This is a genomic window from Falsiroseomonas sp. E2-1-a4 (genome assembly GCF_051433165.1).
In the GTDB taxonomy this organism is placed as follows: Bacteria; Pseudomonadota; Alphaproteobacteria; order Acetobacterales; family Acetobacteraceae; genus Falsiroseomonas.
Map to the genome: position 1 here is coordinate 502,750 of NZ_JBHMFS010000001.1, position 23,952 is coordinate 526,701.

Here is a 23,952-nt window from a genome sequence, read left to right on the forward strand (position 1 = left end):
ATGCCCCTGGACGCCGCGCGGTTGGCGCTGCGGCAGGCCACGGGGGCCGTGCATGAACGGCTGCATGGTGTCCCGGTCTTCGCCCGGCTCGCCGCCGGCCGGATCGCGCCGGAGGAATATGTGCGGCTGCTGCGGCGCCTGCTGGGTTTCCATCTCGGCGTCGAGGCGGCACTCGGCGCCGCGCCCTCGCTGGCCTTCTATGGCATCGAGGTCGAGGCCCGCCGGAGGTCGCCGATGCTGATGGCGGATCTTGTGGCGCTCGGCGCGGCGCCGCTGGCCCCGGTGGCCAGCCTGCCAGCGCCGGAGTGCGCCGCCTGGGCCATGGGGTGCCTGTATGTGACGGAAGGCTCAACGCTCGGCGGCCAGCATCTGGCGCGCGCCCTGGACGGCGTGCTGCCGGGGGAGGCCGGGCGCAGCTTCCTGCGCGGCTATGGCGCCCGGCACGGCGCCATGTGGCGCGATTGCTGCGTCGCCATCGAGAGCTGCGGCGCCGAGGCCGGTCGGCTTGCCGCCATGATCGCCGGCGCCGAGGCCACCTTCGCGCGCTTCGAGGCCTGGTTCACCGAACCGGCGCCGGGACCGGGGCGCGCGCCCTTAGCCGCGGGGTAAGGGATGCCGGCGCAGAATGCCGGCATGACCCCCTTCCGTAGAACGTCCCTGGTTCCGGGCGATGGCCTTCCAGGCCAGGCCAAGGCCATCACCCGTCGCGAGGTGCTGGTCGCCCTGCCGCTGCTGGCCGCGCTTCCACCCCGGCACGCCCGGGCGGCGGATGCCGCGCCACTGCGCCTCGGCGGCACCGGCATGGGGCTGGCAATCACCCGCCTGCTGCTCCACCTGCATGGCGGGACGGAGGATCTGCCCGACGTCATGGTGCTGCCGAGCCTGGGCACGGCGGGCGGGCTGGCCGCGCTGGCGGCGGGGCGGATCGACCTGGCCGTGGTGTCCCGTGCGCTGAATGCGTCGGAACGCGCCGCCGGGCTGGCTGAGACTCCGTTCGCGCGCACCCCCATCGCCTTCGCCACACGGCACGACACGCCGGTGGAGGGCCTCACCCTGGCCGAGGCCGCGGCGATGCTGAGCGGCGCGACCCCGGACTGGCCGCGGGGCGGCCCGGTGCGTCTGGTCCGGCGCGACCGCAGCGAAACCGATTGGATCCTGGCCGGCGCCGCATCGCCCATCGTGGAAGCGGCCTTGGCGCGGGCGCATGGCCGGCCGGGCCTGGCCCTGGCGGCTTCGGACCAGGACAATGCCGAATTGCTGGAAAGCCTGCCCGGGTCCTTCGGCCTGACCACGCTCGGCCAGACCCGCGCCGAACATCGGCGGCTGCGCCTGCTGGCGCTGGACGGCGCGGTGCCGGAGATCGCGGCAATGCGATCGGGCCAGTACCGCCTTGCCCGCGGCCTGCACCTCGCCTGGCGTCGCGATGCACCGGCGCTGGTGGCGGGCTTTGCCGGCTTCCTGGCGACGCCGCGCGCGCATCAGGCCCTGCTGGATTTCGGCTTCGCGCCGCCGGCCCGGCCGCAATGATCAACCGGGCGCCACCCGACACTACGAAGGAGGCCGCCGGCCTGCTGGCCGGGGAGGCCGCCGTGGCACGGCTGGTCAGTGGCTTCGCCGCCGCCATCGCGCTGCTGCTCGCCCTTGCCGTTCCGGCCATGCATGGCCTGTCGACTCTGCGGGCGGAGCGCGCGGCGATGCAGGCGGAAACCCGGGTCCTGGCCCATGCCGTCAGCCAGCTCGCCACCCGCAACCCGGATCTGTGGATGTACCAGGATGCGCGGCTGCGCGCGCTGCTGACGGCGGGGGAGGAAGCGCAGTCCAGCCTTCAGGTGCTGGCCGCAAGTGGGCAGGTGCTGGCGGAATTGCGGCGGGACCTGCCCTGGCCGCGCCATGCCGTCACGGAGCCCATCTTCGACAGCGGCAGGCCGGTGGGCCTGGTGCGGATCGAGCATTCGGCGCTGCCGATGCTGGGCAGCACGGCGCTGATCGCGCTGCCGGCGCTGTTGCTGGCAGGGGCGGCCTATCTGGTGTTGCGGCTGCTGCCGCTGCGGTTGCTGCGGCGGGCCATGGGGCGCGTCACCTACCTCGCGACGCATGACCAGCTCACCGGGCTGCCCAACCGCCACCTGTTCCACGACCGGCTGGCGCAGATCGCGCTGCGCACCAACCGTTATGGCGGGGGCTTCGCCGTGCTGGCGCTGGACCTCGATCGCTTCAAGGATGTGAACGACACGCTGGGCCACGCGGCGGGGGATGAGCTGTTGCGTCAGGTGGCGCACGCCCTGGCCGCGACGCTGCGGGACAGCGACACGCTGGCCCGCCTCGGCGGCGACGAATTCGCCATCATCCAGGTCGATGCCCAGCAGCCGCGCTCGGCGGAGGCGCTGGCGGCGCGGCTGGTGGAGCGGCTGTCCCTGCCCTTCGACCTGAACGGCAACCAGGCACTGATTGGCACCAGCATCGGCATCGCGCTGTCGGGCCCGGCGACGCCTGGCGAGCGGGAGATCGATGCGGGGCAGATCCTGCAGGACGCCGACACTGCGCTGTACCGCGCCAAGGCCGAAGGCCGGAACGGCTTCCGCTTCTTCTCCGCCGAGATGAACCGCGCCCTTCAGGAACGGCGGGAGGTGGAGCGCGACCTGCGCGTGGCGCTGGCGGAGGGCCAGTTGCAACTGAACTACCAGCCGCAGGTGGATCTGGCGACGCAGCAGGTGGTGGGGCTGGAGGCATTGCTGCGCTGGGACCATCCGCGCCGCGGCCAGGTGATGCCGGATGCCTTCATCGGCGTGGCGGAGGAGATCGGCCTGCTGAACCGCATCGGCGAATGGGTGCTGCTGGAGGCCTGCGCCACCGCCACCCGCTTCACCGCACAGCGCATGGCGGTGAACATTTCCGCCAACCACTTCCAGAGCAATGACTTCCTGCGCGCCGTGCGGCATGCGCTGGAGACCACCGGGCTCGATCCGCACCGGCTGGAGATCGAGATCACGGAAGGCGTGCTGCTGACGGATACGGAACGCACGCTGGCCACCCTGGTCGCGCTGCGGCAGATGGGCGTGTCCGTCGCGATGGATGATTTCGGCACCGGCTATTCCTCGCTCGGCTATCTCCACAAATTCCGCTTCGACAAGATCAAGATCGACCGCAGCTTCGTCACCAGCCTTGGCGCCGATCCGCAATCGGTCGCCATCATCCGCGCCGTCATTGCCATCACCCAGGCGCTCGGCCTGCGCTGCAATGCGGAGGGGGTGGAAAGCAGCGCCCAGGCGGCGATGCTGCCGGCGGAAGGCTGCACGGAGGCGCAGGGCTTCCTCTATGGCCGCGCCGTGCCGGAACAGGATCTGGCCGCGCTGCTCCGCATCAGCGGCGAGGCGGCGGCATAGCCGTCACGCGCCGCCATAGAGCCAGGCCAGCGCATCGCGCCATTCCGCCTGCGACTTCGCGGCCATGATGCTGTTGCGCAGCGCCGCCTGCGCGCCGGCGGGGTGATAGATGTGATCGCCCACGGCGCGGGACTGCAACTGCACCCGCGCGGTTCGCAGCACCCGCGCATCGCGATAGGCGACGAGCGCCGGCGCGACCTGCCCCTGATGCGTCGCCATCATCCGTGCCAGGCAGACCGCATCCTCCATCGCCATGCAGGCGCCCTGCGCGAGGTATTGCAGCGTGGGATGCGCAGCATCGCCCAGCAGCGCCACACGATCCTCCACCCAGCCCTCGATCGGGTCGCGGTCGCACAGCACCCACAGCTTCCAGTCGCGCCCCTGGCGGATGATGGTCTTCCCGAGTTCATGCACATGATCGAAGCCGGCAATCACCTCCGCGGCCGGCACCGGCCTGCCGGCCACCGGTTCGGGCGCATCGTTGTGGCAGGTGACGACCAGGTTGAACGCCTTCCAGCCCTGCAAGGGGTAGTGGACGATGTGGCATTTCGGCCCGGCCCACAGCGTCGCGGCATTCCAGCGCAGCGCCTCCGGCATCTGCTCCGTCGGGATCACGCTGCGATAGGTGGTGTGGCCGGAGACGCGCGGCGCGCCATCCCCCAACAATTGCCGCCGCACCCTGGACCACAGGCCATCCGCGCCGATCAGCGCCCGGCCGCGCAGCCTTTCGCCGTCGGCCAGGATGGCGGTGACGCCGCGGCCGTCCTGGTCGTAACCCACCACCTCCGCCGCGGTGCGCAGCGTGATGCTGTCCTGCGCGCGACAGGCCGCGAGGAACACGCCATGCAGGTCGCCGCGATGGATCACGGCATAGGGTGCGCCGAAGCGCGCGCGGAACGCATCGCCGAGATCGATGTGGCAGATTTCCTCGGCGGTCAGCGCATCCATCAGGCGCAGCCGGTCAATGTGGATGGCCATGGCGCGAGCGGTCTCGCCGATGCCGAGCCAGTCGAAGGCATGGAAGGCGTTGGGGCCGAGCTGGATGCCCGCGCCGACCTCCCCCATCGCGCCCGCCTTTTCCAGCACGGTCACGGCGAAGCCCTGCCGCGCCAGGCCCAGCGCCGCGGCCAGCCCGCCGATGCCGCCGCCGGCGACCAGAATGGGTGGGTCTGTTGGCATGCTGGTGTGTCCTGCCCCGTCGCGGCAGGATCGCGCGCCGGTGGGCACTGTCAACCGGTGGACGCTGTCAGTCGCCCAGCCCGGCGCGCCCCCGCAGCCAGGCCGCCAGCTCGGCGCGGCGATCGCCCGGCAAGGCGCGTTCCAGATGCAGGGTCAGGTGCCCGGCGCGGCGATCCGGCGGCACGCGGCAGGCATGGGTCCAGGCCTCGCCGCCGCGACGGTGCAGAATGACGTAGAGCAGGCAGGGCCGGCAGCGCCCGGCACGGTCGCGCCATGGGCCGGCGCCGACGTATTCCGCCGTGTCGTCAGGCCCCAGGAACAGGGAGAGATCTGGGCCCGCGCCCGTCGAATCCAGCATGCCGTCCTCCAACACACGGACCGACGGCGGCGCTTCCCGAATAATTGCCGGAACGGCCGCATCCCCCCGGTGAAGGAGGCGCCACCTTGCCCGGGCGGGCAGGTTGGCGTTGGGCGTCGGCCCAACTCTTGATGCAGAGGCGCAGATAGCAAGTGGAAGCCAAATTGGGCAAGGGGCTTTCACCCCTTGCCCATAATGGAGATCAACCGACCTCAAGCAGCTCCACGTCGAAGACCAGCGTCGCGTTCGGCGGAATCACGCCGCCGGCGCCGCGCGCGCCGTAGCCGAATTCCGGCGGGATGGTCAGGGTGCGGTGGCCGCCCACCTTCATCCCCTGCACGCCGCGGTCCCAGCCCGCGATCACCTGGCCGGCGCCAAGCTGGAAGCGGAAGGCATCGCCGCGGTCGCGGGAGCTGTCGAACTTCCGGCCCTTGTTGTCCGCCGCCTTCGGGTCGAACAGCCAGCCCGTGTAATGCACCGCGACCGGCTTGCCGGAGACGGCGAGCGTCCCCTCGCCGACGGTGTGATCAACCATTGCAACGCCCATTGCTCAGCCCTTCCGGAAAGTGATGTTCTTGGCCCCGTCCCACAGCACGGAGCGCCCAAGCACCGCCAGCCGGTCCAGCCCGCCGGTGATGGTCAGGAAATGGTTGCCCGCCAACTGCCCGGCCTTGGAGGAGAAGCAGCAGGGGCCGTAGGCGATCAGGATCTCGGTCTCGCTCACCCCGCCGGGGTAGACGATGACATGGCCGGGTGCCGGGTGGCTGGTGGCATTCTCATGCCCGATGCCCAGGTCCCGGTCGCCCATCGGGATCCAGCAGGCTTCGCCGGACCAGCGCACATGGATGATGCGGTCACTGAAGGGTAGCAATTCCCGGAAGCGGGCGCAGGTCTTCGGCGCGTCCACATCCTCGAAACGGGCCTGGAAGATCTCACCCGCGATCTCGATCTCGATATCCGCCACCTTTTCGGCCTCCGTGCTGTCCGCACCGCCTACGCGAGCGGCCGCCTCTTGCCAAGCCGGTCCGAATGGCGCGCAACCGTCGCGGGTGCCGACCGTTCTGCCCCCTGAGTAACAGGAGTTGCCCATGCTGCTGGCCCGGACGCGTGCCCTGCTGGCCGATACCATCCGCGGCTACATCGCCGATGAAGCAATGACCCGCGGCGCGGCGATTGCCTGCTACACCATGTTTTCCCTGGTGCCGCTGCTGGTGGTTGCGGTCGGCATCGCCAGCGTTTTCTTCGGCGAATCCATCGTGCAGGGCGCGGTGGATGACCAGCTCGTGGCGCTGGTTGGCCGGCAGGGCGCCAGCGCGGTGCAATCCATGGTCCGCGATGCCGGCGGGCTGGAGGGGACCGGCGTGCCGGCGGTTGTCGGCCTGGTGGTGCTGCTGATCACCGCGAGCGGCGTCTTCGCCGAATTGCAGGGCGCCTTGAACGCCATCTGGAAGACGCAGGAACCGTCGATGTCGGTGTCCTACCTGCTGCGCGCCCGGCTGCTGAGCATGGGGCTGGTGGGGGCCACGGGCTTCCTGCTGCTGGTCTCACTGATCGCCAGCGCGCTGCTGGCGGCGCTGGGCACCTGGACGGACATGATGTTCCCCGAATTCGCGCCGGTGATGCGGGCGATGAACATGGGCGTGTCCTTCCTGCTGACCGCGCTGCTGTTCGCCGCCATCTACAAGGTGCTGCCGGACCGGCGCCTGCGCTGGCGGGATGTGGCTGTGGGCGCGCTGGTCACCGCCTTCCTGTTCACCATCGGGCGGGTGCTGATCGGCTGGTATCTGGGCGGTAGCGGCGTGGCGGCGCGGTATGGCGCGGCGGGTGCGCTGATCGTGGTGCTGCTGTGGGTGTATTATTCGGCCCAGGTCTTCCTGCTGGGCGCTGAATTCACCCGCGCCTGGACCGGCCGCGTCGGCAGTCGGCGCAAGGCGCCGGTCGGCGGCGTGGTGGAGCCGCCGCCCTCGATCGGCGATGGGCGGGACGAGGTGGCGCCGGGGGAAAAGGCCTGACGGCAAATCCCGCGGATCGTGACTGATCCGCGCCTGTGGCACGGCGCATAAGCCGCGGCGCGTCACGGCAGTGCCGTGACGGGGCGCCCGCCCGCCTGCGGCGGCCGCGGGTCGCGATCACGGCGACTTGGGATACCGCTACAGCGTGGCGATCTGGCCCTGGCCGACCGCGACGAGGAAGGTCACCACCCCGGCCACCTCCACCCCCGGCGCCAGCGCGGCGGCGTCCAGCCCCTCCGCCTTCAGCCCGGCCTCGCAGGCGATGCGGCGGATTCCAAGCTCCGCCGCGGCCTCCAGCAGCTCGGCCAGGGTGGCGACGCCGCGTTCGGCCAGCAGCCCCTCCCGCGCATCGGCCAGGAGGGGGGAGGTGTCGAGGAACAGGCGGCAGCCTTCATTGCTGGCGAAGACCACCACATCCCGCCCCACCGCGGCGGCGCCGGTGGCCAGCACCAGGGCGTAATGCGCGCGGTCATGTGTGCCGGATAGCAGCAGGATGCCGAGCGGCTGGCTCAAACCGCGCAGGCCGGCACGGCGGGGGCGGCATGCGCCGACAGGTCGCGGATGCTGGGCGCCTCGCCACACAGCGCGCAGGCCGGGTCGCGGCGCAGCTTCACGGTGCGGAACCGCATATCCAGCGCATCCCATAGCAGCAGGCGGCCGGACAGGCTCTCCCCGATGCCCATGATGTGCTTCAGCACTTCCGTCGCCTGCAGCGTGCCCATCACCCCGGTGACGGCGCCGAGCACGCCGGCCTCGGAACAGGTGGGCACCAGCCCCTCCGGCGGCGGTTCCGGGTGCAGGCAGCGGTGGCAAGGATGCGGCGCGCCCTCATGCCCCCGGAATACCGAAAGCTGCCCCTCGAAGCGCAGCACCGCGGCGGAGACCAGCGGGCGGCCGAGCAGATGGCAGGCATCGCCGAGCAGGAAGCGCGTGGCGAAATTATCCGTGCCGTCGCAGACCAGGTCGTATTTGCCGATATTGGCCCAGGCCCATTCGGCATCGAGCCGCCGCGCATGCACCTCCACCCGCGTGTCCGGGTTCAGGGCGGTGATGGTCTCGGCGGCGCTCTCGGCCTTGTTGCGGCCGATGCGGGCCGTGTCATGCGCCACCTGGCGCTGCAGGTTGGACAATTCCAGCCGGTCATCGTCGATCAGCCCGATGGTGCCCACCCCGGCCGCGGCGAGGTACAGCGCCAGCGGCGAGCCAAGGCCGCCGGCGCCAACCAGCAGGACACGCGCGGCGCGCAGCTTCGCCTGGCCGATCGCGCCCACCTCCTCCAGCAGGATGTGGCGGGAGTAGCGGCGAATTTCCGCCTCGGAAAAATCGAGGTCCAATTCAAGGTCCATGCGCAGGATATGGGCGCGCCGCGCCCGCCGATGCAAGGCGGGTTCATGCGCGGTTCACGCCTGTGGTGGCGTGCGATGCGGGGTGTGGTGGATGCGATGGCTGGCAAGCCTGGTCTTCGGGATGCTGCCGGCCGGGCGGCCTGGGCCTGCGCGGATCTGTTGCTCGGCGACAGCCTCGCGGCCGGCATGGCGCCCCGTGTCCGCGCCGCTGGCTTCGAGGTGATCTGCGGATCCGCGCACTGCTGTCCCGGCGGAGCATTTACCGGACCTGGTCCCCGGCTAGGCCGGCTGGCCGAGGCCTGATCCGCCCCGAGCCGCAAGGCGTCAGGCCGGCTGCCAGTCTCGCCAGAAATTCTCCGGGCGCCGGGCGCTCGGCCTCCGCTGAGGGGGGGTCGCCGCCCCCCACCCTCGCCGATCAGCCGAAGATGTCGGCCGGGCTGTCCATGCGCAGGCTGTCGCCCAATTCGCGGCCCAGCCGCGCCGCATCGGCCGGCGCGCCCCACAGCTTGCGCTTCAGCAGGAAGGATCCGTCGGCGCGGGCCACCAGACCCGTCAGGTGCAGCGACCCGTCCGGCAGAAGCTGCGCGTGGCCGCCGATCGGCGTGCGGCAGGACCCGTCGAGCGAGCCGAGCAGCGCGCGTTCGGCGGCGCTGACGCAGGCGGCGTCCCGGTCCTCGATGGCCGACAGCAGCTCGCGTAACTCCACGTCATCGGCGCGGACGGTGACGCCGACGATGCCCTGGCAGGCGGCGGGGACCATGGTTTCCGCATCCAGCACCACCGCGGCCTCGTGCTCCATCTCCATGCGCTTCAGCCCGGCGATGGCGAGCAGCGAGGCCTGCGGTCCACCCTCCGCCCGAACCTTGGCCAGCCGCATCTGCACATTGCCGCGGATGATCTCGACCTGGAGGTCCGGGCGGGCATGCAGCAGCTGGCTCTGCCGGCGGATCGAGGCGGTGCCGATCAGCGCGCCGTGTGGCAGACAGGCATAGGGGTCGTCCGATGCGCCGCCGGCGCAGGTCGGGCCGAGCACGATGGCATCGCGCGAATCCTCCCGCTTCAGTGCGCAGGCCAGGACGATGCCGGGCGGCAGCTCCGTCTCCAGGTCCTTCATGCTGTGGACGGCGAAATCGACCCGGCCATCCAGCAGCGCCTCATGGATTTCCTTGGCGAACAGGCCCTTGCCGCCGATATCCGCCAGGCGCCGGTCCTGCACCAGGTCGCCGGAGGTGGCGATGATGCATTCCTCGAAGGCCTTCACCTCCCGCAGCAGCGGGCAGACCTTGGTGATCAGGCCGAGGAAATGCCGCGTCTGCCACAGCGCCAGCGGCGACCCTCGGGTGCCCACCTTCAGCGGCAGGGTGCGGGTGGAATGCCGGTGCTGCGGCGAATGGCCATGGATGGCGCCGCGTTGGCGAAGGCCCTGGGGACCGGTGGAATCGAGGGAAGAAAGCAGCATGGTCAGGCGTCTCCACGCGAGGTCGCGGCGGTCCGGTCCAGGCGTGGCCCCGCGAGGCCGACAAGATGCGCCATGTCCTTCAAGAATATCTTGATGTGCGTCAAAGGATCTTTGCGCACGAGTTCCTTGTTCATGTAGGCCTCCCAGGTCAGGCGCTGAACGTCCTTGTCCTGGCAGATCGCAACGAACTTCTCGCGGCGCTTGTCCGACGAGTACCAAAAATACTGCATAATCCCGAGGATCAGGAAGACGCGGCCATGCGCCTTCATGAAGCGTTTCCGCGCCGTCCGCAGCGCGCTGGCGCGACCGGTGGCACAGAATTCGGCTGCGGCATCGGCGGCCAGTCGTCCGCACAGCATGGCGTAGTAGATGCCCTCGCCGGACGAAGGCGCAACCACCCCCGCGGCATCGCCGGCCAAAACCACGTCGCGGCCATTGTCCCAGCGCTTCAGCGGCTTCAGCGGGATCGGCGCGCCCTCGCGCCGGATGGTCCGCATCTTGTCGAGGCCGGTCGAGGCGCGCAGCTCGGTCACCGAACCGCGCAGCGAGAAGCCCTTATTCGCCGAGCCGGTGCCGATGGAGACCTTGTCGCCATGCGGGAAGATCCAGGCGTAGAAATCCGGCGAGAGCTTGCCCTGGTAGAACACGTCGCAGCGCTTCGCGTCATATTTGGGCGCCTCGGTCGTCGGAGCCTCGACGATCTCGTGGTAGGCGAAGACGCAGGGGATCTTCTCCGCGCCCTTCACCGACTGCTTGGCAACTGCGCTGCGCGCGCCATCGGCGCCGATGATGCAGCGGGCGCGGATGCGGGTTTCCTCGGTGGCGCCCTTCGGCGTGAAGGCAACGATGGCGACGCCATCCGCATCATGCTCGATGCGTTCGAAGCTGCCGGTCAGGCGCGTCGCGCCGGATTCGGCCGCGCGGACGCGCAGGAATTCGTCGAAGGGTTCACGCTCCACCATGCCGACGAAGCCGCCATCGATCGGCATGTCGACCTCACGGTCCGAGGGCGAGATCATCCGCGCGGCGTTGACCTTGGCGACCAGCATGTGGTCCGGAATCTCGAAATCGCGGATCAGGCGCGGCGGAATGGCGCCTCCGCAGGGCTTGATGCGCCCCGCCTTGTCCAGCAGTGCCACGCTGCGGCCCTGCCGGGCCAGGTCATGCGCCGCGGTGGCGCCGGCGGGGCCGCCGCCGACGACGACGACGTCGAATTCCTGCATCGTGAGGGTCATGCCCGTTGCCTCCCCATCAGCGGCGGGACATTACCCGCGCTGGTCTGTCGCCCTGGCGCGCGCCCGATGCGCAACGCCAGTAGTGCCGCGACGAGGAACAGCCCCGCATCGGCCAGGAATACCGTGACGTAGCCACCGCCGGCGCTGCCGGTGATCAGCCGGCCGAGATCCAGCACCACCGTGCCGGCCAGGCCACCCGCACCGAAGGCAATCGCCTGCGCCGCGCCGAACATGCCCATCCGCACGCCCTGCCGCCCTTCCGCCCCCTGGGAGACGAGCTGCATCATCGCGGCGATGGCGGCCGCGGCGAAGACGCCATTGGCCAAGCCCAAGGCGAAGAAGCTTTCGCGCAGCGGGAATTGCGCGCCCGCCGTGCCCGCGCCGGCCAGCGCCACCAGCATCGCGCAGGCCGCGATGCAGCCGGCCAGGATGCAGCCGCGCAGCACCGCGATCCGGCCGCCGGCAAGGCTGCCGATAAGGGCGGCCAGGATCATGCCCGCCAGCACACCGGCATTCTGCACGGAAGAAAGCCGCGTGGTCTCACCCAGGGACATGCCGAAGACAGTGCCGGCGAAAGGCTCCAGGATCAGGTCCTGGGCGCTGTAGGCCAGCATGGAGACGAAGACGAAGATGCTGAAATGCCGTGCCACCGGCTCCGCCCACACCTCGCGCAGCGCCGGCATGAAGGCGGTGCGGGCGCTGGCGGGCAGCGCGGCGCGGGTCGGACCCTCGATCCCCGCGACGGCGACCAGCGCCAGCAGGAAGGCGATGACGGACACGCCAGCGGAAACCGCGACAAGCCGCATGCCGGAGTAGGGGTCCAGCAGCCGCCCGGCGATCGCCGTGGTCACCACGAAGCCCGCGATCATCATGATCCAGACGAGGGAGGCCGCCGCCGGCCGCCGCGCCGGCGCGACGCGCGTGGCCAGCAGCACGAGCAGCGAGGTGCCAGCGGCGCCGACGCCGATGCCAACCAGCAGGAAGGCCAGGACGGCCAGCGCGATGCCGGGCACCAGCGCCGTGCCCATCCAGGCCGTCGCCACCGCCCCCAGCACGCCGCCCAGGCCGAGCACCGCCATGCCGCCGATGATCCAGGGCGTGCGACGCCCGCCCTGGTCCGAGCCATGGCCGAGCCGCGGCCGCAGCATCTGCACCGCGTAATGCAGCGCCACCAGAATGCCGGGCAGCGTGGCGGGCAGGGCGTGTTCCACCACCATCACGCGGTTCAACGCCGCCGTGGTCAGCACCACCACCGCACCCAGCGCCGTCTGCACCAGACCGAGGCGCACAATGCCGAGCCAGCCGAGGGGGGGAAGCGTTGGGTTCATGGGGAGAGCGCCACCGCCGCGGCCATCATGCCCGCGACGTAAAGGGTGATGCCGGTGCCATTGTACCAGGGCGCCAGGCCGCGCGGATCGCGCAGCAGCTTCCGCATCAGGGCGATCTGCGCCAGCAGCGAGGCCGCGATCAGCCCGGCCGCGATGGGCAAGCCCCAGGCCAGCAGCAGCGCCACGACCACCGCCTGCGGCGCCGCCATGAACAGGCAGGCGACGCGCGCCGCACGCGGTGCGCCGAGGATGACGGGCAGGGACCGCAGGCCGAAGCGGGTATCGCCCTCTATCGACTTGAAGTCGTTCAGCGTCATGATGCCATGCGCGCCGAGGCCATACAGCACCGCGATCGCCACCACCCGCGCATCCGGCGCGCCGGCGGACAGCACCGCCACCGCGGTGATCCAGGGCAGCGTCTCATAGGACAGGCCGCAGGCCAGATTGCCCCACCAGCCATTCTGCTTCAGCCGCAGCGGCGGCGCGGAGTAGATCCAGGCCATCACCACCGCCAGCACCGTCGCTGCGAAACCCCAGGGGCCGAGCGCCAGGCCGATGGCGAGCGAGGCCAGCGTCCACAGGATGGCGATGACCAGCCCCCAGCGGCCCGGAATGCGGCCGGATGGGATCGGCCGGTTCGGCTCGTTGATCGCGTCCACATGCCGGTCGTACCAGTCATTCACCGCCTGGCTCATGCCGCAGACCATCGGCCCGGTGAGCAGCACGCCGAGCGCGATGAGCGGAAAATTCTCCAGCACATTGACGCCGGAGGCCGCGACGCCGCAGCCGAAGGCCCACATCGGCGGAAACCAGGTGACCGGCTTCAACAGCTCCAGCACCGCCGCCGGCTGAAGCCGGGGTGCGGGCAGGCCGATGCTGCTCGCCGGACTGGCCATCTCGCTATCCCTGCTGGTCATCGAGATCGCCAAGGCCGTAGCGCCGCAATTTCACATACAGGCTCTGCCGTGACAGGCCGAGCATCTCGGCCGCCGAGGCGCGGTTATCGCCGGTCAGCTCCAGCGCCGCCTCGATGCACAGACGCTCGATGGCATCGGTTGCTTCGCGCACGAGATCCTTCAGCGGCACGCGGCCGATGAGTTCGGTGAGCTGTTCCACGGACCGCGTTGCGCCATCCGCGGCGCGCACGGCCGGGCGGGTGCGCGCGCCGATGTCGCGGAGCTGGAAGCCGAAGCAGGGCTGCCCCTCATTCATCACGGACACGGCGGAAATCTCCACCTCCACCTGTCCGCCCAGCGCGCCATGCAGCGTGGTGACATAAAGCCGCACCGCGCCGCGATTGCGGAGGTTGGAGAGCAGCACATCCATCTCTACGCCCTGGCGGCCGATCCAGCGGTCCAGTGTTTCGCCGCGCGCCTGCTCCTCATGCGCGAGCTGCGCCATTTCGAGGAAGGCGGCGTTGGCGGTCAGCACATGGGCGCTGTCATCGGTGACGACGAAGCCATCGGGCGCCACCTGCACCACCTTCAGCATCCGGGCCTGCGTATCGGGCAGCGCCGCGCTGATCTGCGCCGGCGCGGAAAGCCGCACCAGAAACAGCAGCCCCGCCTCCTGCCGGAAGGTGGAGGCGGAAACCACCATCGCCTCCCCGCTTTCCACCAGATGGGCGGTCACGTCATCCGCGCGGCCGGCGCTGCGGACGCTGGCGAGCAGGGCTTGGACGGCGGGGCGATCCGCCGGTTCGAACAACTCGGCCAGGGTGCGGGCCGAGCTGCGCCGGGCGTTGCGGCCGAACAGGCGCTGCGCGGCGGGGTTCGCCTCCATGATGCGCTGCTGGTCGGCGTCCAGGATCAGCACCGGGTCCATCGCCATCTGGAACAGCAGGCGGTAGCGGGTTTCGGCCTGGCGCAGGCGGGAATAGTCCCGCTCCATGGATTGCTGCACCTCGACCATGCGCTGCTGCAACTGCGACAGCGGCCGCAGGTCCCGCCCGAACACCACATGCCGGCCGGCATCGCCCAGCGGCGCCACGGAACACAGTAGCGGAATGGTGGAACCACGCGTCGTCATCTGGTTGATGTGCCGCCAGCGTGCGGCATCCTTCGGCAGATCGCGCGCCAGCATGGACTCGACCTTGACGCGGCTGTCCTTGGCCACCGTCTCGCTCCAGGCGCGGCCGAGGAGGGTGTCCGGGCCGTCGAATTCCCGGGCCAGGTCCACCTGGCTGAAGGCGATGTCACGAATGATGCCCGCCTGATCAAGCACGAGCGAGACGTCCGCGGCAGCCGTGATCAGCCCTGCGGTCGCATCCGCATCGAGGGGGCCGAGCGAAATCCTGGGGGTAGCGAACGATTTCACGAACCATTGCGTCCTTCATCCCGAGGGTCCCCTCCCCAGCCGAGCCTCCTGAGCGTCCACACGTCGTCATTCACATCCTGCCGGGGGGTGCCCGGCGTTAGGCTTCACGCATCAGCAGAGCCAGAAGCGTCTCCGCCTTCAGCGCTGCCTGTTGACCATCTGCCGCAGTTGCATCCGCGCCCACCAGCGCGGCCAGCTCCGGCCGATCGACGAAAACCCGTCCGCCGACGAGCACCCCGATCTGTGGATTGCGGGAGGCGCGACGCACCGCCCGGATGGTGGTGGCCAGGACCTCCAGATGATCCTCGCTGGCCATCGAGAAGCCGATGGCGGCGAACCACTGCCGCCGCACCACGGCTGAGATTTCCTTGGCGTTGGTGCCGCTGCCGGAGGTCACTTCCCACCCCTGGCGCCGGAAAAATTCGCCAACCATGACCAGGCCGAAGCTGTGCTGCTCACCCGGCACCGGGGCCAGCAGGATCCGGCGTTCGACATCACCGCGGCCGAGTCGCGGCTGGAAGGCGGGGCTGTTCTCCAGCACCACCTGCTGCAGGCAGCAAAGGCCGATGGTGACCGCCGTGAAGTCGCAGCGATCCTGTTCCCACATCTCGCCGAGATGCCGGGCGACCGGCGCCAACAGGTAAAGATAGATCCGCTCCAGCGGCATGCCGCGCCCCGTCAGGCCGCTGACATAGGCGAGCGCGCCGCTGAGGTCGCCCTGCAGGGCCAGGCCGGCAACGACGGAAATATCCTCCGGCTGCGGCATGCTGGCGCCGGGGTTGTCGATATAGGCGGGCGTATTGGCTTCGCGCCGCGAAAGCACCAGGCGGGGGATCACCTCCGTCTCCAGGGTGCGGGCCAGCAGGGCGACGCGCCGGCGCTCGGCGTTCGCAGGCCGGATGCGCGCGGGCGGCGCGCGGGGGCTGGCGGGCGGCGACCACCTGTCGCTGCCGGCGGTATCGCGGCCATGGCTGGAATGCGGGGCGGACCCTGCCTCCTGCGTCTGGCTGGCGCTTTCCGCCATATGCTGTGCTGCCATCATCGGCTTCGCGGACATCGCCCCCTCCGGTGCTTCATACTTGAATGCCGGCACCCTCTCCTGTCAACCGCGATTTACGTCAATCGTGCTTGACACTATGAGCGCCGGGCCTCTAGCCTCCCTGAACAAGCACGGTGTGGGAGAGAAAAAGATGCGCAGGGAAGCGGCCAAGCCGGCCAACAAGCGCAGTCTTCTCGGATATTTCCCCCATCGCGGGCTGCCGGCCAGGGGCCACGGCAGCCGTTCGCGGACAGCGGACCGCCTTTGACGGAGGGTTGTCAAGCCATGCTTACAATGAACGGGTTGTCCGGAATGCTTGACGCTCTCGACGCGTCGCCCTGGGGCGCCACGTCGGGGCGCGCCGCGCGCCAGAATCGGGACGCCATGGCGTCGCGCCGGCCGCTTTACACACCGGAGGAACGGCAGCGGCGCGATGCCACGCCCTGGACCCTGGTGCAGGGGGTCCTGGCACCGATCCAGTTCGCGGTGTTCCTGGTGAGCCTCGGCCTGGTGCTGAACTTCCTGGCCACCGGCGATGGGCTGGCGGTCGCCACCGCCTCCGTCGTCGTGAAGACGGCGCTGCTCTACACCATCATGGTGACCGGCTGCGTGTGGGAGAAGGTGGTGTTCGGCCGCTACCTGTTCGCCCCGGCCTTCTTCTGGGAAGACGTCTTCAGCATGCTGGTGCTGGCCCTGCACAGCGCCTACCTGCTGGCCGTCTTCACCGGCTTCGGTGACGGGCAGGGGCAGATGCTGCTGGCACTCGCCGCCTACGCCGCCTACGTCGTCAACGCCGCGCAGTTCCTCATGAAGCTGCGCGCCGCACGGCTGGACGAAGCCCGCGCCACCGCCCGCAGCGTGGCGGCATGAGCGCCGCGGCCGCCCTGCCCCAGCCTGGCTGCGCCGATGCGCCCGTGCTGCGGGAGCGCGGCCAGCGCGAGGTGTTCTGCGGGCTGACCGGCATCGTCTGGCTGCATCGCAAGATCCAGGACGCCTTCTTCCTGGTCGTCGGCAGCCGGACCTGCGCGCATCTGCTGCAATCCGCCGCCGGCGTGATGATCTTCGCCGAGCCCCGCTTCGCCACCGCCATCATTGATGAGCGGGATCTGGCAGGGCTGGCCGATTGCAATGCGGAACTGGACCGCGTGGTGACGCGGCTGCTGGAGCGGCGCCCCGACATCCGCATGCTGTTCCTCGTCGGCTCCTGCCCGAGCGAGGTGATCAAGCTCGATCTGTCCCGTGCCGCTCAGCGCCTGTCGCAGCGCTTCCTGCCGCAGGTGCGGGTGCTGAATTATTCGGGCAGCGGCATCGAGACGACCTTCACCCAGGGCGAAGATGCCTGCCTGGCCTCCCTGGTGCCGGAAATGCCCGCCGAGCCAGGTGCCGCGCGGTCCCTGCTGGTGGTCGGCGCGCTGGCCGAGGTGGTGGAAGACCAGTTTCTCCGAATTTTTGCGGCGCTCGGCGTGGGACCGGTGCGCTTCCTGCCGTCCCGCCGCGCCGCGGAACTGCCGGCGGTGGGGCCGGGCACGCGCTACCTGCTGGCACAGCCCTTCCTGAACGACACGGCCCGGGCGCTGGAAGCCCGCGGCGCGACGCGCATTGCAGCACCCTTCCCATTGGGCGTGGAGGGCACCACCGCCTGGCTGACCGCGGCCGCCGAAGTCTGGGGCGCCTCGCCCGCGCGCATCGAGGAAGCCACCGGCGCCGCAGCGGCAAGGGCCGGTGCGGCTCTCGCGAGAATTCGCCAAAGGCTTGAGGGCAAGAGCATCTTCTTCTTCCCGGACAGCCAGCTCGAAATCCCGCTGGCGCGGTTTCTTTCGCGCGAATTGGGCATGCGGTTGACCGAGGTCGGCACGCCCTATCTGCACCGCCAGCATCTGGCGGAGGAGCTGGCGCTGCTACCGGCGGAGACGATGCTCTCCGAAGGCCAGCATGTCGATCGCCAATTGGACCGCTGCCGCGCGCTGCGACCCGACCTGACCGTCTGCGGTCTTGGCCTCGCCAATCCGCTGGAGGCGGAGGGGCTGACGACCAAATGGTCCATCGAGCTCGTCTTCACGCCGATCCAGGGCTACGACCAGGCGGCTGATCTGGCCGAGCTGTTCGCGCGGCCGCTGCTGCGCCACGCGAAGCTGGCGGTATAGCGCCATGCAGCTCGCGCTCTGGACCTATGAAGGCCCCCCCCATATCGGCGCCATGCGCGTCGCCACCGCGATGGAAGGCGTGCACTACGTGCTGCACGCGCCGCAGGGCGATACCTACGCGGACCTGCTGTTCACCATGATCGAGCGCCGCGCCAAGCGCCCGCCCGTCACCTACACCACCTTCCAGGCACGCGACCTGGGCGGGGACACGGCGAACCTGTTCCGCGAGGCGGTGCTGGATGCCTATGAGCGGTTCAAGCCGCAGGCGATGCTGGTGGGCGCTAGCTGCACGGCGGAGCTGATCCAGGACGATCCGGGCGGGCTGGCCAAGACGCTCGGCCTGCCGATCCCGGTGGTGCCGCTGGAACTGCCCGCCTATCAGCGCAAGGAGAACTGGGGCGCGTCCGAAACCTTCTATCAGCTGGTCCGCGCCTGCGCCGGCCCGCATGTGCCGAAGCCCGGCACTGTGCGACCGAAGAATGCGACGCCCCGCTGCAACATCCTCGGCCCCACCGCACTTGGCTTCCGTCACCGTGACGACGTGCCGGAGGTGGAGCGGCTGCTGGAGGCACTCGGCATCGAGACGCATGTGATCGCGCCGATGGGCGCGACGCCCGCCGATCTCGCCACGCTTGGGGATGCCGATTTCAACGTGGTGCTGTACCCGGAAGTCGCCGGCCAGGCGGCCGCCTGGCTGCGCCGCAGCTTCGGCCAGCCCTGCACCACGGTGGTGCCGATCGGCGTCGGCGCGACGCGGGATTTCGTGCAGGAAGTCGCGAAGCTGGCCGGTGTGCCGGCGACGACGGCGGAAGGCACGCTGCGGCTGCCGTGGTATTCGCGGTCAGTCGACAGCACCTACCTGACCGGCAAGCGCGTCTTCATCTTCGGCGATGCGACGCATGCGATCGCGGCGGCGCGGGTGGCGGAGAAGGAGCTCGGCTTCACCGTTGTCGGCCTCGGCAGCTATTCCCGTGAATTCGGCCGCGAGATCCGCGCGGCCGCCGCGCTGCATGGCGTGGAGCCGCTGATCACCGACGACTATCTTGAGGTCGAGGCGCAGATCACGGCATTGCAGCCGGAACTGGTGCTGGGCACGCAGATGGAACGCCATGTGGCCAAGCGCCTCGGTGTGCCCTGCGCAGTGATTTCCGCACCGGTGCATGTGCAGGATTTCCCGGCGCGCAATTCACCGCAGATGGGTCTCGAAGGCGCGAATGTGCTGTTCGACACCTGGGTCCACCCCCTGATGATGGGGCTGGAGGAACATCTTCTCGGCATGTTCCGCGAGGATTTCGAGTTCAACGACGGCGTGCAGCCCAGCCATCTTGGCCATGCTGCGCCGTCACAGTCGGGCAAAGAGGCCGCGCCCGCCGCGCAGCCCATGCCCGTGCCCGCGGCGGAGACTCCCCACTCCGCCGCGGGCGCCCTTTTGCTTGCCTGGGGGCCAGATGCGGAGAAGGAGTTAAAGAAGATTCCCTTCTTCGTCCGCGGCAAGGCCCGGCGCAACACCGAACGATTCGCGCAGGAGCGTGGGATCGGGACCATCACGATCGAGACTCTCTACGACGCGAAAGCGCATTTTTCGCGGTGAGATATTTCTCTCGCCGCCGCACCGGAGGGCCGGATGCCTGAGGGTATGAATTGGCGTGCTGCCACCACGATGCGAGTCGTCGTGGTCACCATGGACAGCCACCTCGCAGGCGCGATGATGCAGGCGCGCGATGTGCTGCGGCGGGACATTCCCGGACTGGAATTGTCCGTGCACGCGGCGGATGAATGGGGCACGGATGCGGAGGCGTTGGCCGCCTGCCATACCGATATCGCCCGCGGCGACATCGTTATTGCCACCATGTTGTTCCTCGAAGACCACATTAACCTGGTGCTGCCGGCGCTGCGCGCGCGGCGCGATGCCTGTGACGCGATGGTGTGCTGCCTTTCGGCCGGCGAGGTGATGAAGCTGACCCGGCTCGGGCGCTTCGACATGGGCGCCGAGGCCAAGGGGGTGATGGGCCTGCTGAAGCGCCTGCGCGGCAGCAAGAAGGGCGCGGCATCTTCCGGCAAGGGCCAGATGAAGATGCTGAGGGAATTGCCGAAGCTGCTGCGCTTCATCCCCGGCACCGCGCAGGATGTGCGGGTATATTTCCTGGCGCTGCAATACTGGCTGGCCGGTAGCCAGGCGAACCTTGCCAACCTCGTGCGGCTGCTGGTGAACCGCTATGCGGCCGGTCCGCGCCAAGTGCTGGTCGGTACACTGAAGGTGGCGCCGCCGGTCGAATATCCGGAAGTCGGGCTGTATCATCCGCGCATCCCGGGGCAGGTGACGGATCGCGTGTCCCAGCTTCCGGCGCGCGGGACCAAGGGCACGGTCGGTGTGCTGATCATGCGGTCCTATGTGCTGGCCGCAAATGCCGCGCATTATGATGGCGTGATCGCGGCGCTGGAGGCACGCGGCCTGAACGTGGTGCCGGCCTTCGCCAGTGGCCTCGACAACCGCCCCGCCATCGAAGCCTACTTCATGCGGGATGGCGTGACGACGGTGGATGCGGTGGTCTCGCTTACCGGTTTCTCGCTGGTGGGTGGCCCGGCCTACAATGATGCGCGCGCGGCGGAAGAAACGCTGGCGGCGCTGGATGTGCCCTACATCTCTGCTCATCCGCTGGAATTCCAGACGATGCGGCAATGGGAGGCCGATCCGCGCGGCCTGCTGCCGGTCGAGGCCACGATGATGGTGGCGATCCCGGAGCTGGATGGCGGCATCCTGCCGATGACCTTCGGCGGCCGCTGCGGCGCCTCCTCCACCGGCACGGTCTGCCCGGGCTGCGATGGCGTGCAGTGCGGACGCGACATGGTCTCCTATCGCGAACGCGCGGACACGCTGGCGGCACGCGTGGCGCGCATCGTGGCGCTGCGTCGCTCGGCGCGGGCGGAGCGGCGTGTTGCGGCGGTGGTATTCAACTTCCCGCCCAATGCCGGCAACACCGGCACCGCCGCCTATCTCTCTGTCTTCCAGTCGCTGTTCAACACGCTGGGCGCGATGCAGAAGGCTGGCTACACGGTGGAGATGCCGGCCAGCGTCGATGCGCTGCGCAACGCCATCATCAACGGCAACGCCCAGCAATACGGCGCAGTCGCCAATGTCGCGGCGCGCATCCCGGCCGATGACCATGTGCGGCGCGAGCCCCACCTGGCCGAGATCGAGCGCACCTGGGGCCCGGCGCCGGGCCGTGCGCAATCCGATGGCGCCAGCATCTTCGTGCTCGGCGCGCAGTTCGGGAATGTGTTCATCGGCGTGCAGCCCGGCTTCGGCTATGAGGGCGACCCGATGCGGCTGCTGTTCGAGCGCGGCTTCGCGCCGACGCATGCCTTCAGCGCCTTCTATCGCTGGATCCGCGAGGATTTCGGCGCCCACGCCGTGCTGCATTTCGGCACGCATGGCGCGCTCGAATTCATGCCGGGCAAACAGGCGGGGCTGTCCGCCGAATGCTGGCCGGACCGGCTGATCGGCGACCTGCCGAACCTGTATTTGTATGCGTCAAACAATCCGTCCGAGGGCATGTTGGCCAAGCGGCGCGCCGGTGCCTCGCTGATCAGCTACCTGACGCCGCCGGTAACCAGTGCTGGCCTGTATCGCGGTTTGCTCGATCTGAAGGCAACGCTGGACCGCTGGCGCGCGCTGGAGCCGAATTGCGACGACGGTGTCCGTGCCGCGCTGGCCGAGCTGGTTCAAGCACAGGCCGCCGCTGTGGACTTGGCGCCGGCCGAGCCGGCCTGGGATGCGGCTGACGCACCGGGCGTGGTTTTGCGCCTGGGCAATCAACTGCTGGAACTTGAGTACACGCTGATCCCGCACGGCCTGCATGTGGTGGGCGAGGTGCCGGATGCGGCGCAGCGCAAGGAGATGCTGGACGCGGCCGGCGTGACCGAGCCTGCGGAATTCGCACGGCTCGACCTGCTGCTGGCGACGGAGCATGAGATTCCGGCCATCCTGCACGCGCTGGATGGCGGCTACACCCGCCCCGCGCCGGGCGGCGACCTGCTGCGCACCACGGATGTGCTGCCGACCGGCCGTAACCTGCACGGCTTCGACCCCTTCAAGATACCCTCCGCCTTTGCGGTGCAGGATGGCGCGCGCCAGGCGGAACGGCTGCTGGCGCGGCATGCGGCCGATGGCAAGGGACTGCCGGAGACGGTGGCGATCGTGCTGTGGGGGACCGACAACCTCAAGACCGAGGGCGGCCCGATTGCCCAGGCGCTGTGGCTGATGGGCGCGGAGCCGCGGCATGACAGCTATGGCCGCCTGACCGGTGCCCAGCTGGTGCCGCTCGCGGAGCTTGGCAGGCCGCGCATCGACGTGATGGTGACGCTGTCTGGCATCTTCCGGGATCTGCTGCCGCTGCAGACGAAGCTGCTGGCGGAGGCTGCGCTGCTGGCGGCCAGCGCCGAGGAGCCGATCGAGCAGAACTTCATCCGCAAGCATGCGCTGGCGCATCTGGCCCAGCATGGCGGCGAGATAGCGCAGGCAGCGCTGCGGGTCTTCGGCAATGCGGACGGTGCTTATGGCACCAACGTGAATCAGATCCTCGATGCCGGGCTGTGGACGGATGAGGATGAACTGGCCGAGGCCTATGTGAAGCGCAAGGGCTTCGCCTATGGCGTGGACGGCAAGGCGGCGCGGCAGGACAAGGTGCTGACGCAGCTTTTGAGCTCGGTCGATGTCACCTACCAGAACCTCGACAGCGTCGAGGTCGGGCTGACCACCATCGACCAGTATTTTGATACGCTGGGCGGCATGAGCCGCGCGGTGCGGCGTGCGCGTGGCGGGCAGGAGGCGTCGGTCTATGTCGGCGACCAGACCCGCGGCGAGGGCACGATCCGCAGTGTCGCCGAACAGGTGGCGCTGGAGACACGCACGCGGGCGCTGAACCCGAAATGGTTCGAGCCGCTGCTGGCGCATGGCTATGAGGGTGTGCGCCAGATCGAGGCGCAGGTGACCAACACCATGGGTTGGTCGGCCACCACTGGTCAGGTGGCGCCCTGGATCTACCAGAACCTGGCCGAGACCTACATGCTCGACCCCGCCATGCGCGCGCGGCTGGCAGCCCTGAACCCCACCGCTTCCGCGAAGATCGCCAACCGGCTGATCGAAGCGCAGGAGCGCAGCTACTGGCAGCCGGATGCCGAAACCCTGGCGGCGCTGCGGCGCGCGGGTGAGGAACTCGAAGACCGGCTCGAAGGCATTACCGAGGAGATGGCGGCATGACCGTGATCGTACGACCGCGGCCCGATGAGCGCCTGATCGGCGATGGCGACGGCAGTGTGCAGGTGCACATGGCCGATCGTATCGAAGGCGCGAAGGTCTTTGCCATCTACGGCAAGGGCGGCATCGGCAAGAGCACAACGTCCTCCAATCTCTCGGTGGCTTTCGCGAAGCTGGGCAAGCGCGTCCTGCAGATCGGCTGCGATCCGAAGCATGACAGCACCTTCACCCTGACCGGCCGCATGATCCCGACGGTGATCGATGTGTTGGACGGCGTCGGCTTCCATTCGGAGGAACTCCGCGCCGAGGATTTCGTGGTGGAAGGCCGCCACGGCGTGATGTGCGTCGAAGCCGGCGGCCCGCCGGCCGGCACGGGCTGCGGCGGCTATGTGGTGGGTCAGACGGTGAAGCTGCTTAAGGAGCATCACCTGCTGGAAGACACCGACATCGTCATCTTCGATGTGCTCGGCGACGTGGTCTGCGGCGGCTTCGCGGCCCCGCTGCTACATGCGGACCGTGGCGTGATCGTCGCCGCGAATGATTTCGACAGCATCTTCGCGATGAATCGCATCGTGGCTGCCATCAAGGCGAAGTCGCAGAATTACGGCGTTCGGCTGGGCGGGGTGATCGTCAACCGCTCCAAGGACACCGACCAGATCCAGAAATACAACGACGCGACGGGCATGAAGATGCTGGCGCATCTGCCGGACCTCGACGTGATTCGCCGCTCCCGCCTCAAGAAGGCGACGTTGTTCGACATGGAACAGACGCCGGAGGTGGAGGCGGTGTGCACGGAGTACCTCCGCCTCGCCGCCGGGCTGCTCGCTGGGGTGACGCCGCTGGAGGCGACGCCGCTGAAGGATCGCGAGATATTCGACCTGCTGGGGTATGATTGA

At 69.4% G+C, this 23,952-nt stretch carries 21 protein-coding genes and 1 riboswitch; of the genes, 9 read left to right on the forward strand and 12 right to left on the reverse strand.

Annotation, left to right across the window (positions count from 1 at the left end; genetic code table 11):
• Genes ACFHNC_RS02365 through ACFHNC_RS02375 form a run of 3 tightly spaced genes read left to right on the forward strand, consistent with a single transcriptional unit; the run spans position 1 to position 3,383 of the window.
• Positions 1–609 (forward strand): biliverdin-producing heme oxygenase, encoded by a 609-nt coding sequence (locus ACFHNC_RS02365; RefSeq protein WP_437167597.1) that lies wholly within the window; start codon positions 1–3, stop codon positions 607–609.
• Between the two features lie 24 nt (positions 610–633).
• A complete protein-coding gene (locus ACFHNC_RS02370) occupies positions 634–1,527 on the forward strand; it encodes a substrate-binding domain-containing protein (RefSeq protein WP_437167598.1) in 894 nt (297 codons plus the stop codon).
• Positions 1,524–3,383, forward strand: a complete 1,860-nt coding sequence (locus ACFHNC_RS02375; protein WP_437167599.1) for a putative bifunctional diguanylate cyclase/phosphodiesterase — start codon at positions 1,524–1,526, stop codon at positions 3,381–3,383. The genes ACFHNC_RS02370 and ACFHNC_RS02375 overlap by 4 nt, the downstream gene beginning before the upstream one ends.
• A 3-nt stretch (positions 3,384–3,386) precedes the next feature.
• On the opposite strand, the gene ACFHNC_RS02380 is transcribed toward ACFHNC_RS02375, so the two are convergent.
• The 4 genes from ACFHNC_RS02380 to ACFHNC_RS02395 all read right to left on the reverse strand — a co-directional run bounded on the left by ACFHNC_RS02380 (position 3,387) and on the right by ACFHNC_RS02395 (position 5,884).
• The gene (locus ACFHNC_RS02380; protein WP_437167600.1) at positions 3,387–4,562 is read right to left on the reverse strand and encodes a 3-hydroxybenzoate 6-monooxygenase; all 1,176 of its coding nucleotides are present in this window, start codon (positions 4,560–4,562) and stop codon (positions 3,387–3,389) included.
• A gap of 67 nt (positions 4,563–4,629) precedes the next feature.
• Positions 4,630–4,920 carry a hypothetical protein gene (locus ACFHNC_RS02385; protein WP_437167601.1) on the reverse strand — a complete coding sequence of 97 codons (291 nt, stop codon included), beginning with the start codon at positions 4,918–4,920 and terminating at the stop codon, positions 4,630–4,632.
• A gap of 30 nt (positions 4,921–4,950) precedes the next feature.
• A riboswitch (SAM-I-IV-variant riboswitch) is annotated at positions 4,951–5,060 on the reverse strand.
• Between the two features lie 62 nt (positions 5,061–5,122).
• On the reverse strand, positions 5,123–5,455 hold the full coding sequence (locus ACFHNC_RS02390) for an FKBP-type peptidyl-prolyl cis-trans isomerase (protein ID WP_437167602.1): 333 nt from the start codon (positions 5,453–5,455) through the stop codon (positions 5,123–5,125).
• Between the two features lie 15 nt (positions 5,456–5,470).
• Positions 5,471–5,884 carry a DUF3830 family protein gene (locus ACFHNC_RS02395; protein WP_437167603.1) on the reverse strand — a complete coding sequence of 138 codons (414 nt, stop codon included), beginning with the start codon at positions 5,882–5,884 and terminating at the stop codon, positions 5,471–5,473.
• 124 nt (positions 5,885–6,008) lie between these two features.
• Between ACFHNC_RS02395 and ACFHNC_RS02400 the strand changes: the two genes are divergently transcribed.
• Positions 6,009–6,932, forward strand: a complete 924-nt coding sequence (locus ACFHNC_RS02400) for a YihY/virulence factor BrkB family protein (protein WP_437167604.1) — start codon at positions 6,009–6,011, stop codon at positions 6,930–6,932.
• A gap of 138 nt (positions 6,933–7,070) precedes the next feature.
• Here ACFHNC_RS02400 and ACFHNC_RS02405 read toward each other — a convergent pair whose 3' ends face one another.
• From ACFHNC_RS02405 to ACFHNC_RS02440, 8 genes are all read right to left on the reverse strand, one after another.
• On the reverse strand, positions 7,071–7,445 hold the full coding sequence (locus ACFHNC_RS02405; protein WP_437167605.1) for a DsrE/DsrF/DrsH-like family protein: 375 nt from the start codon (positions 7,443–7,445) through the stop codon (positions 7,071–7,073).
• Positions 7,442–8,278, reverse strand: a complete 837-nt coding sequence (locus tag ACFHNC_RS02410; RefSeq protein ID WP_437167606.1) for a HesA/MoeB/ThiF family protein — start codon at positions 8,276–8,278, stop codon at positions 7,442–7,444. The genes ACFHNC_RS02405 and ACFHNC_RS02410 overlap by 4 nt, the downstream gene beginning before the upstream one ends.
• A gap of 415 nt (positions 8,279–8,693) precedes the next feature.
• A complete protein-coding gene (hemC, locus tag ACFHNC_RS02415) occupies positions 8,694–9,737 on the reverse strand; it encodes a hydroxymethylbilane synthase (RefSeq protein WP_437167607.1) in 1,044 nt (347 codons plus the stop codon).
• Between the two features lie 2 nt (positions 9,738–9,739).
• A complete protein-coding gene (locus tag ACFHNC_RS02420) occupies positions 9,740–10,972 on the reverse strand; it encodes a geranylgeranyl diphosphate reductase (protein WP_437167608.1) in 1,233 nt (410 codons plus the stop codon).
• Positions 10,969–12,300, reverse strand: a complete 1,332-nt coding sequence (locus ACFHNC_RS02425) for a BCD family MFS transporter (RefSeq protein ID WP_437167609.1) — start codon at positions 12,298–12,300, stop codon at positions 10,969–10,971. Before ACFHNC_RS02425 ends, ACFHNC_RS02420 begins: the two co-directional genes overlap by 4 nt.
• On the reverse strand, positions 12,297–13,217 hold the full coding sequence (chlG, locus tag ACFHNC_RS02430; protein WP_437167610.1) for a chlorophyll synthase ChlG: 921 nt from the start codon (positions 13,215–13,217) through the stop codon (positions 12,297–12,299). The genes ACFHNC_RS02425 and chlG overlap by 4 nt, the downstream gene beginning before the upstream one ends.
• On the reverse strand, positions 13,201–14,616 hold the full coding sequence (gene ppsR / locus ACFHNC_RS02435; RefSeq protein WP_437167611.1) for a transcriptional regulator PpsR: 1,416 nt from the start codon (positions 14,614–14,616) through the stop codon (positions 13,201–13,203). Before ppsR ends, chlG begins: the two co-directional genes overlap by 17 nt.
• Positions 14,617–14,713: 97 nt before the next feature.
• Positions 14,714–15,673 carry a cobalamin B12-binding domain-containing protein gene (locus ACFHNC_RS02440; protein ID WP_437167612.1) on the reverse strand — a complete coding sequence of 320 codons (960 nt, stop codon included), beginning with the start codon at positions 15,671–15,673 and terminating at the stop codon, positions 14,714–14,716.
• 366 nt (positions 15,674–16,039) lie between these two features.
• Here ACFHNC_RS02440 and bchF point away from each other — a divergent pair, with 366 nt between their 5' ends.
• Genes bchF through bchL form a run of 5 tightly spaced genes read left to right on the forward strand, consistent with a single transcriptional unit; the run spans position 16,040 to position 23,952 of the window.
• Positions 16,040–16,525 carry a 2-vinyl bacteriochlorophyllide hydratase gene (gene bchF, locus ACFHNC_RS02445; protein ID WP_437167613.1) on the forward strand — a complete coding sequence of 162 codons (486 nt, stop codon included), beginning with the start codon at positions 16,040–16,042 and terminating at the stop codon, positions 16,523–16,525.
• Positions 16,522–17,799 carry a ferredoxin:protochlorophyllide reductase (ATP-dependent) subunit N gene (locus tag ACFHNC_RS02450; RefSeq protein WP_437167614.1) on the forward strand — a complete coding sequence of 426 codons (1,278 nt, stop codon included), beginning with the start codon at positions 16,522–16,524 and terminating at the stop codon, positions 17,797–17,799. The genes bchF and ACFHNC_RS02450 overlap by 4 nt, the downstream gene beginning before the upstream one ends.
• Before the next feature lie 4 nt (positions 17,800–17,803).
• Positions 17,804–19,390 carry a ferredoxin:protochlorophyllide reductase (ATP-dependent) subunit B gene (gene bchB, locus ACFHNC_RS02455; RefSeq protein ID WP_437167615.1) on the forward strand — a complete coding sequence of 529 codons (1,587 nt, stop codon included), beginning with the start codon at positions 17,804–17,806 and terminating at the stop codon, positions 19,388–19,390.
• A 33-nt stretch (positions 19,391–19,423) separates the two neighbouring features.
• Positions 19,424–23,059 (forward strand): magnesium chelatase subunit H, encoded by a 3,636-nt coding sequence (locus tag ACFHNC_RS02460; protein ID WP_437167616.1) that lies wholly within the window; start codon positions 19,424–19,426, stop codon positions 23,057–23,059.
• A complete protein-coding gene (gene bchL / locus ACFHNC_RS02465) occupies positions 23,056–23,952 on the forward strand; it encodes a ferredoxin:protochlorophyllide reductase (ATP-dependent) iron-sulfur ATP-binding protein (RefSeq protein ID WP_437167617.1) in 897 nt (298 codons plus the stop codon). Before ACFHNC_RS02460 ends, bchL begins: the two co-directional genes overlap by 4 nt.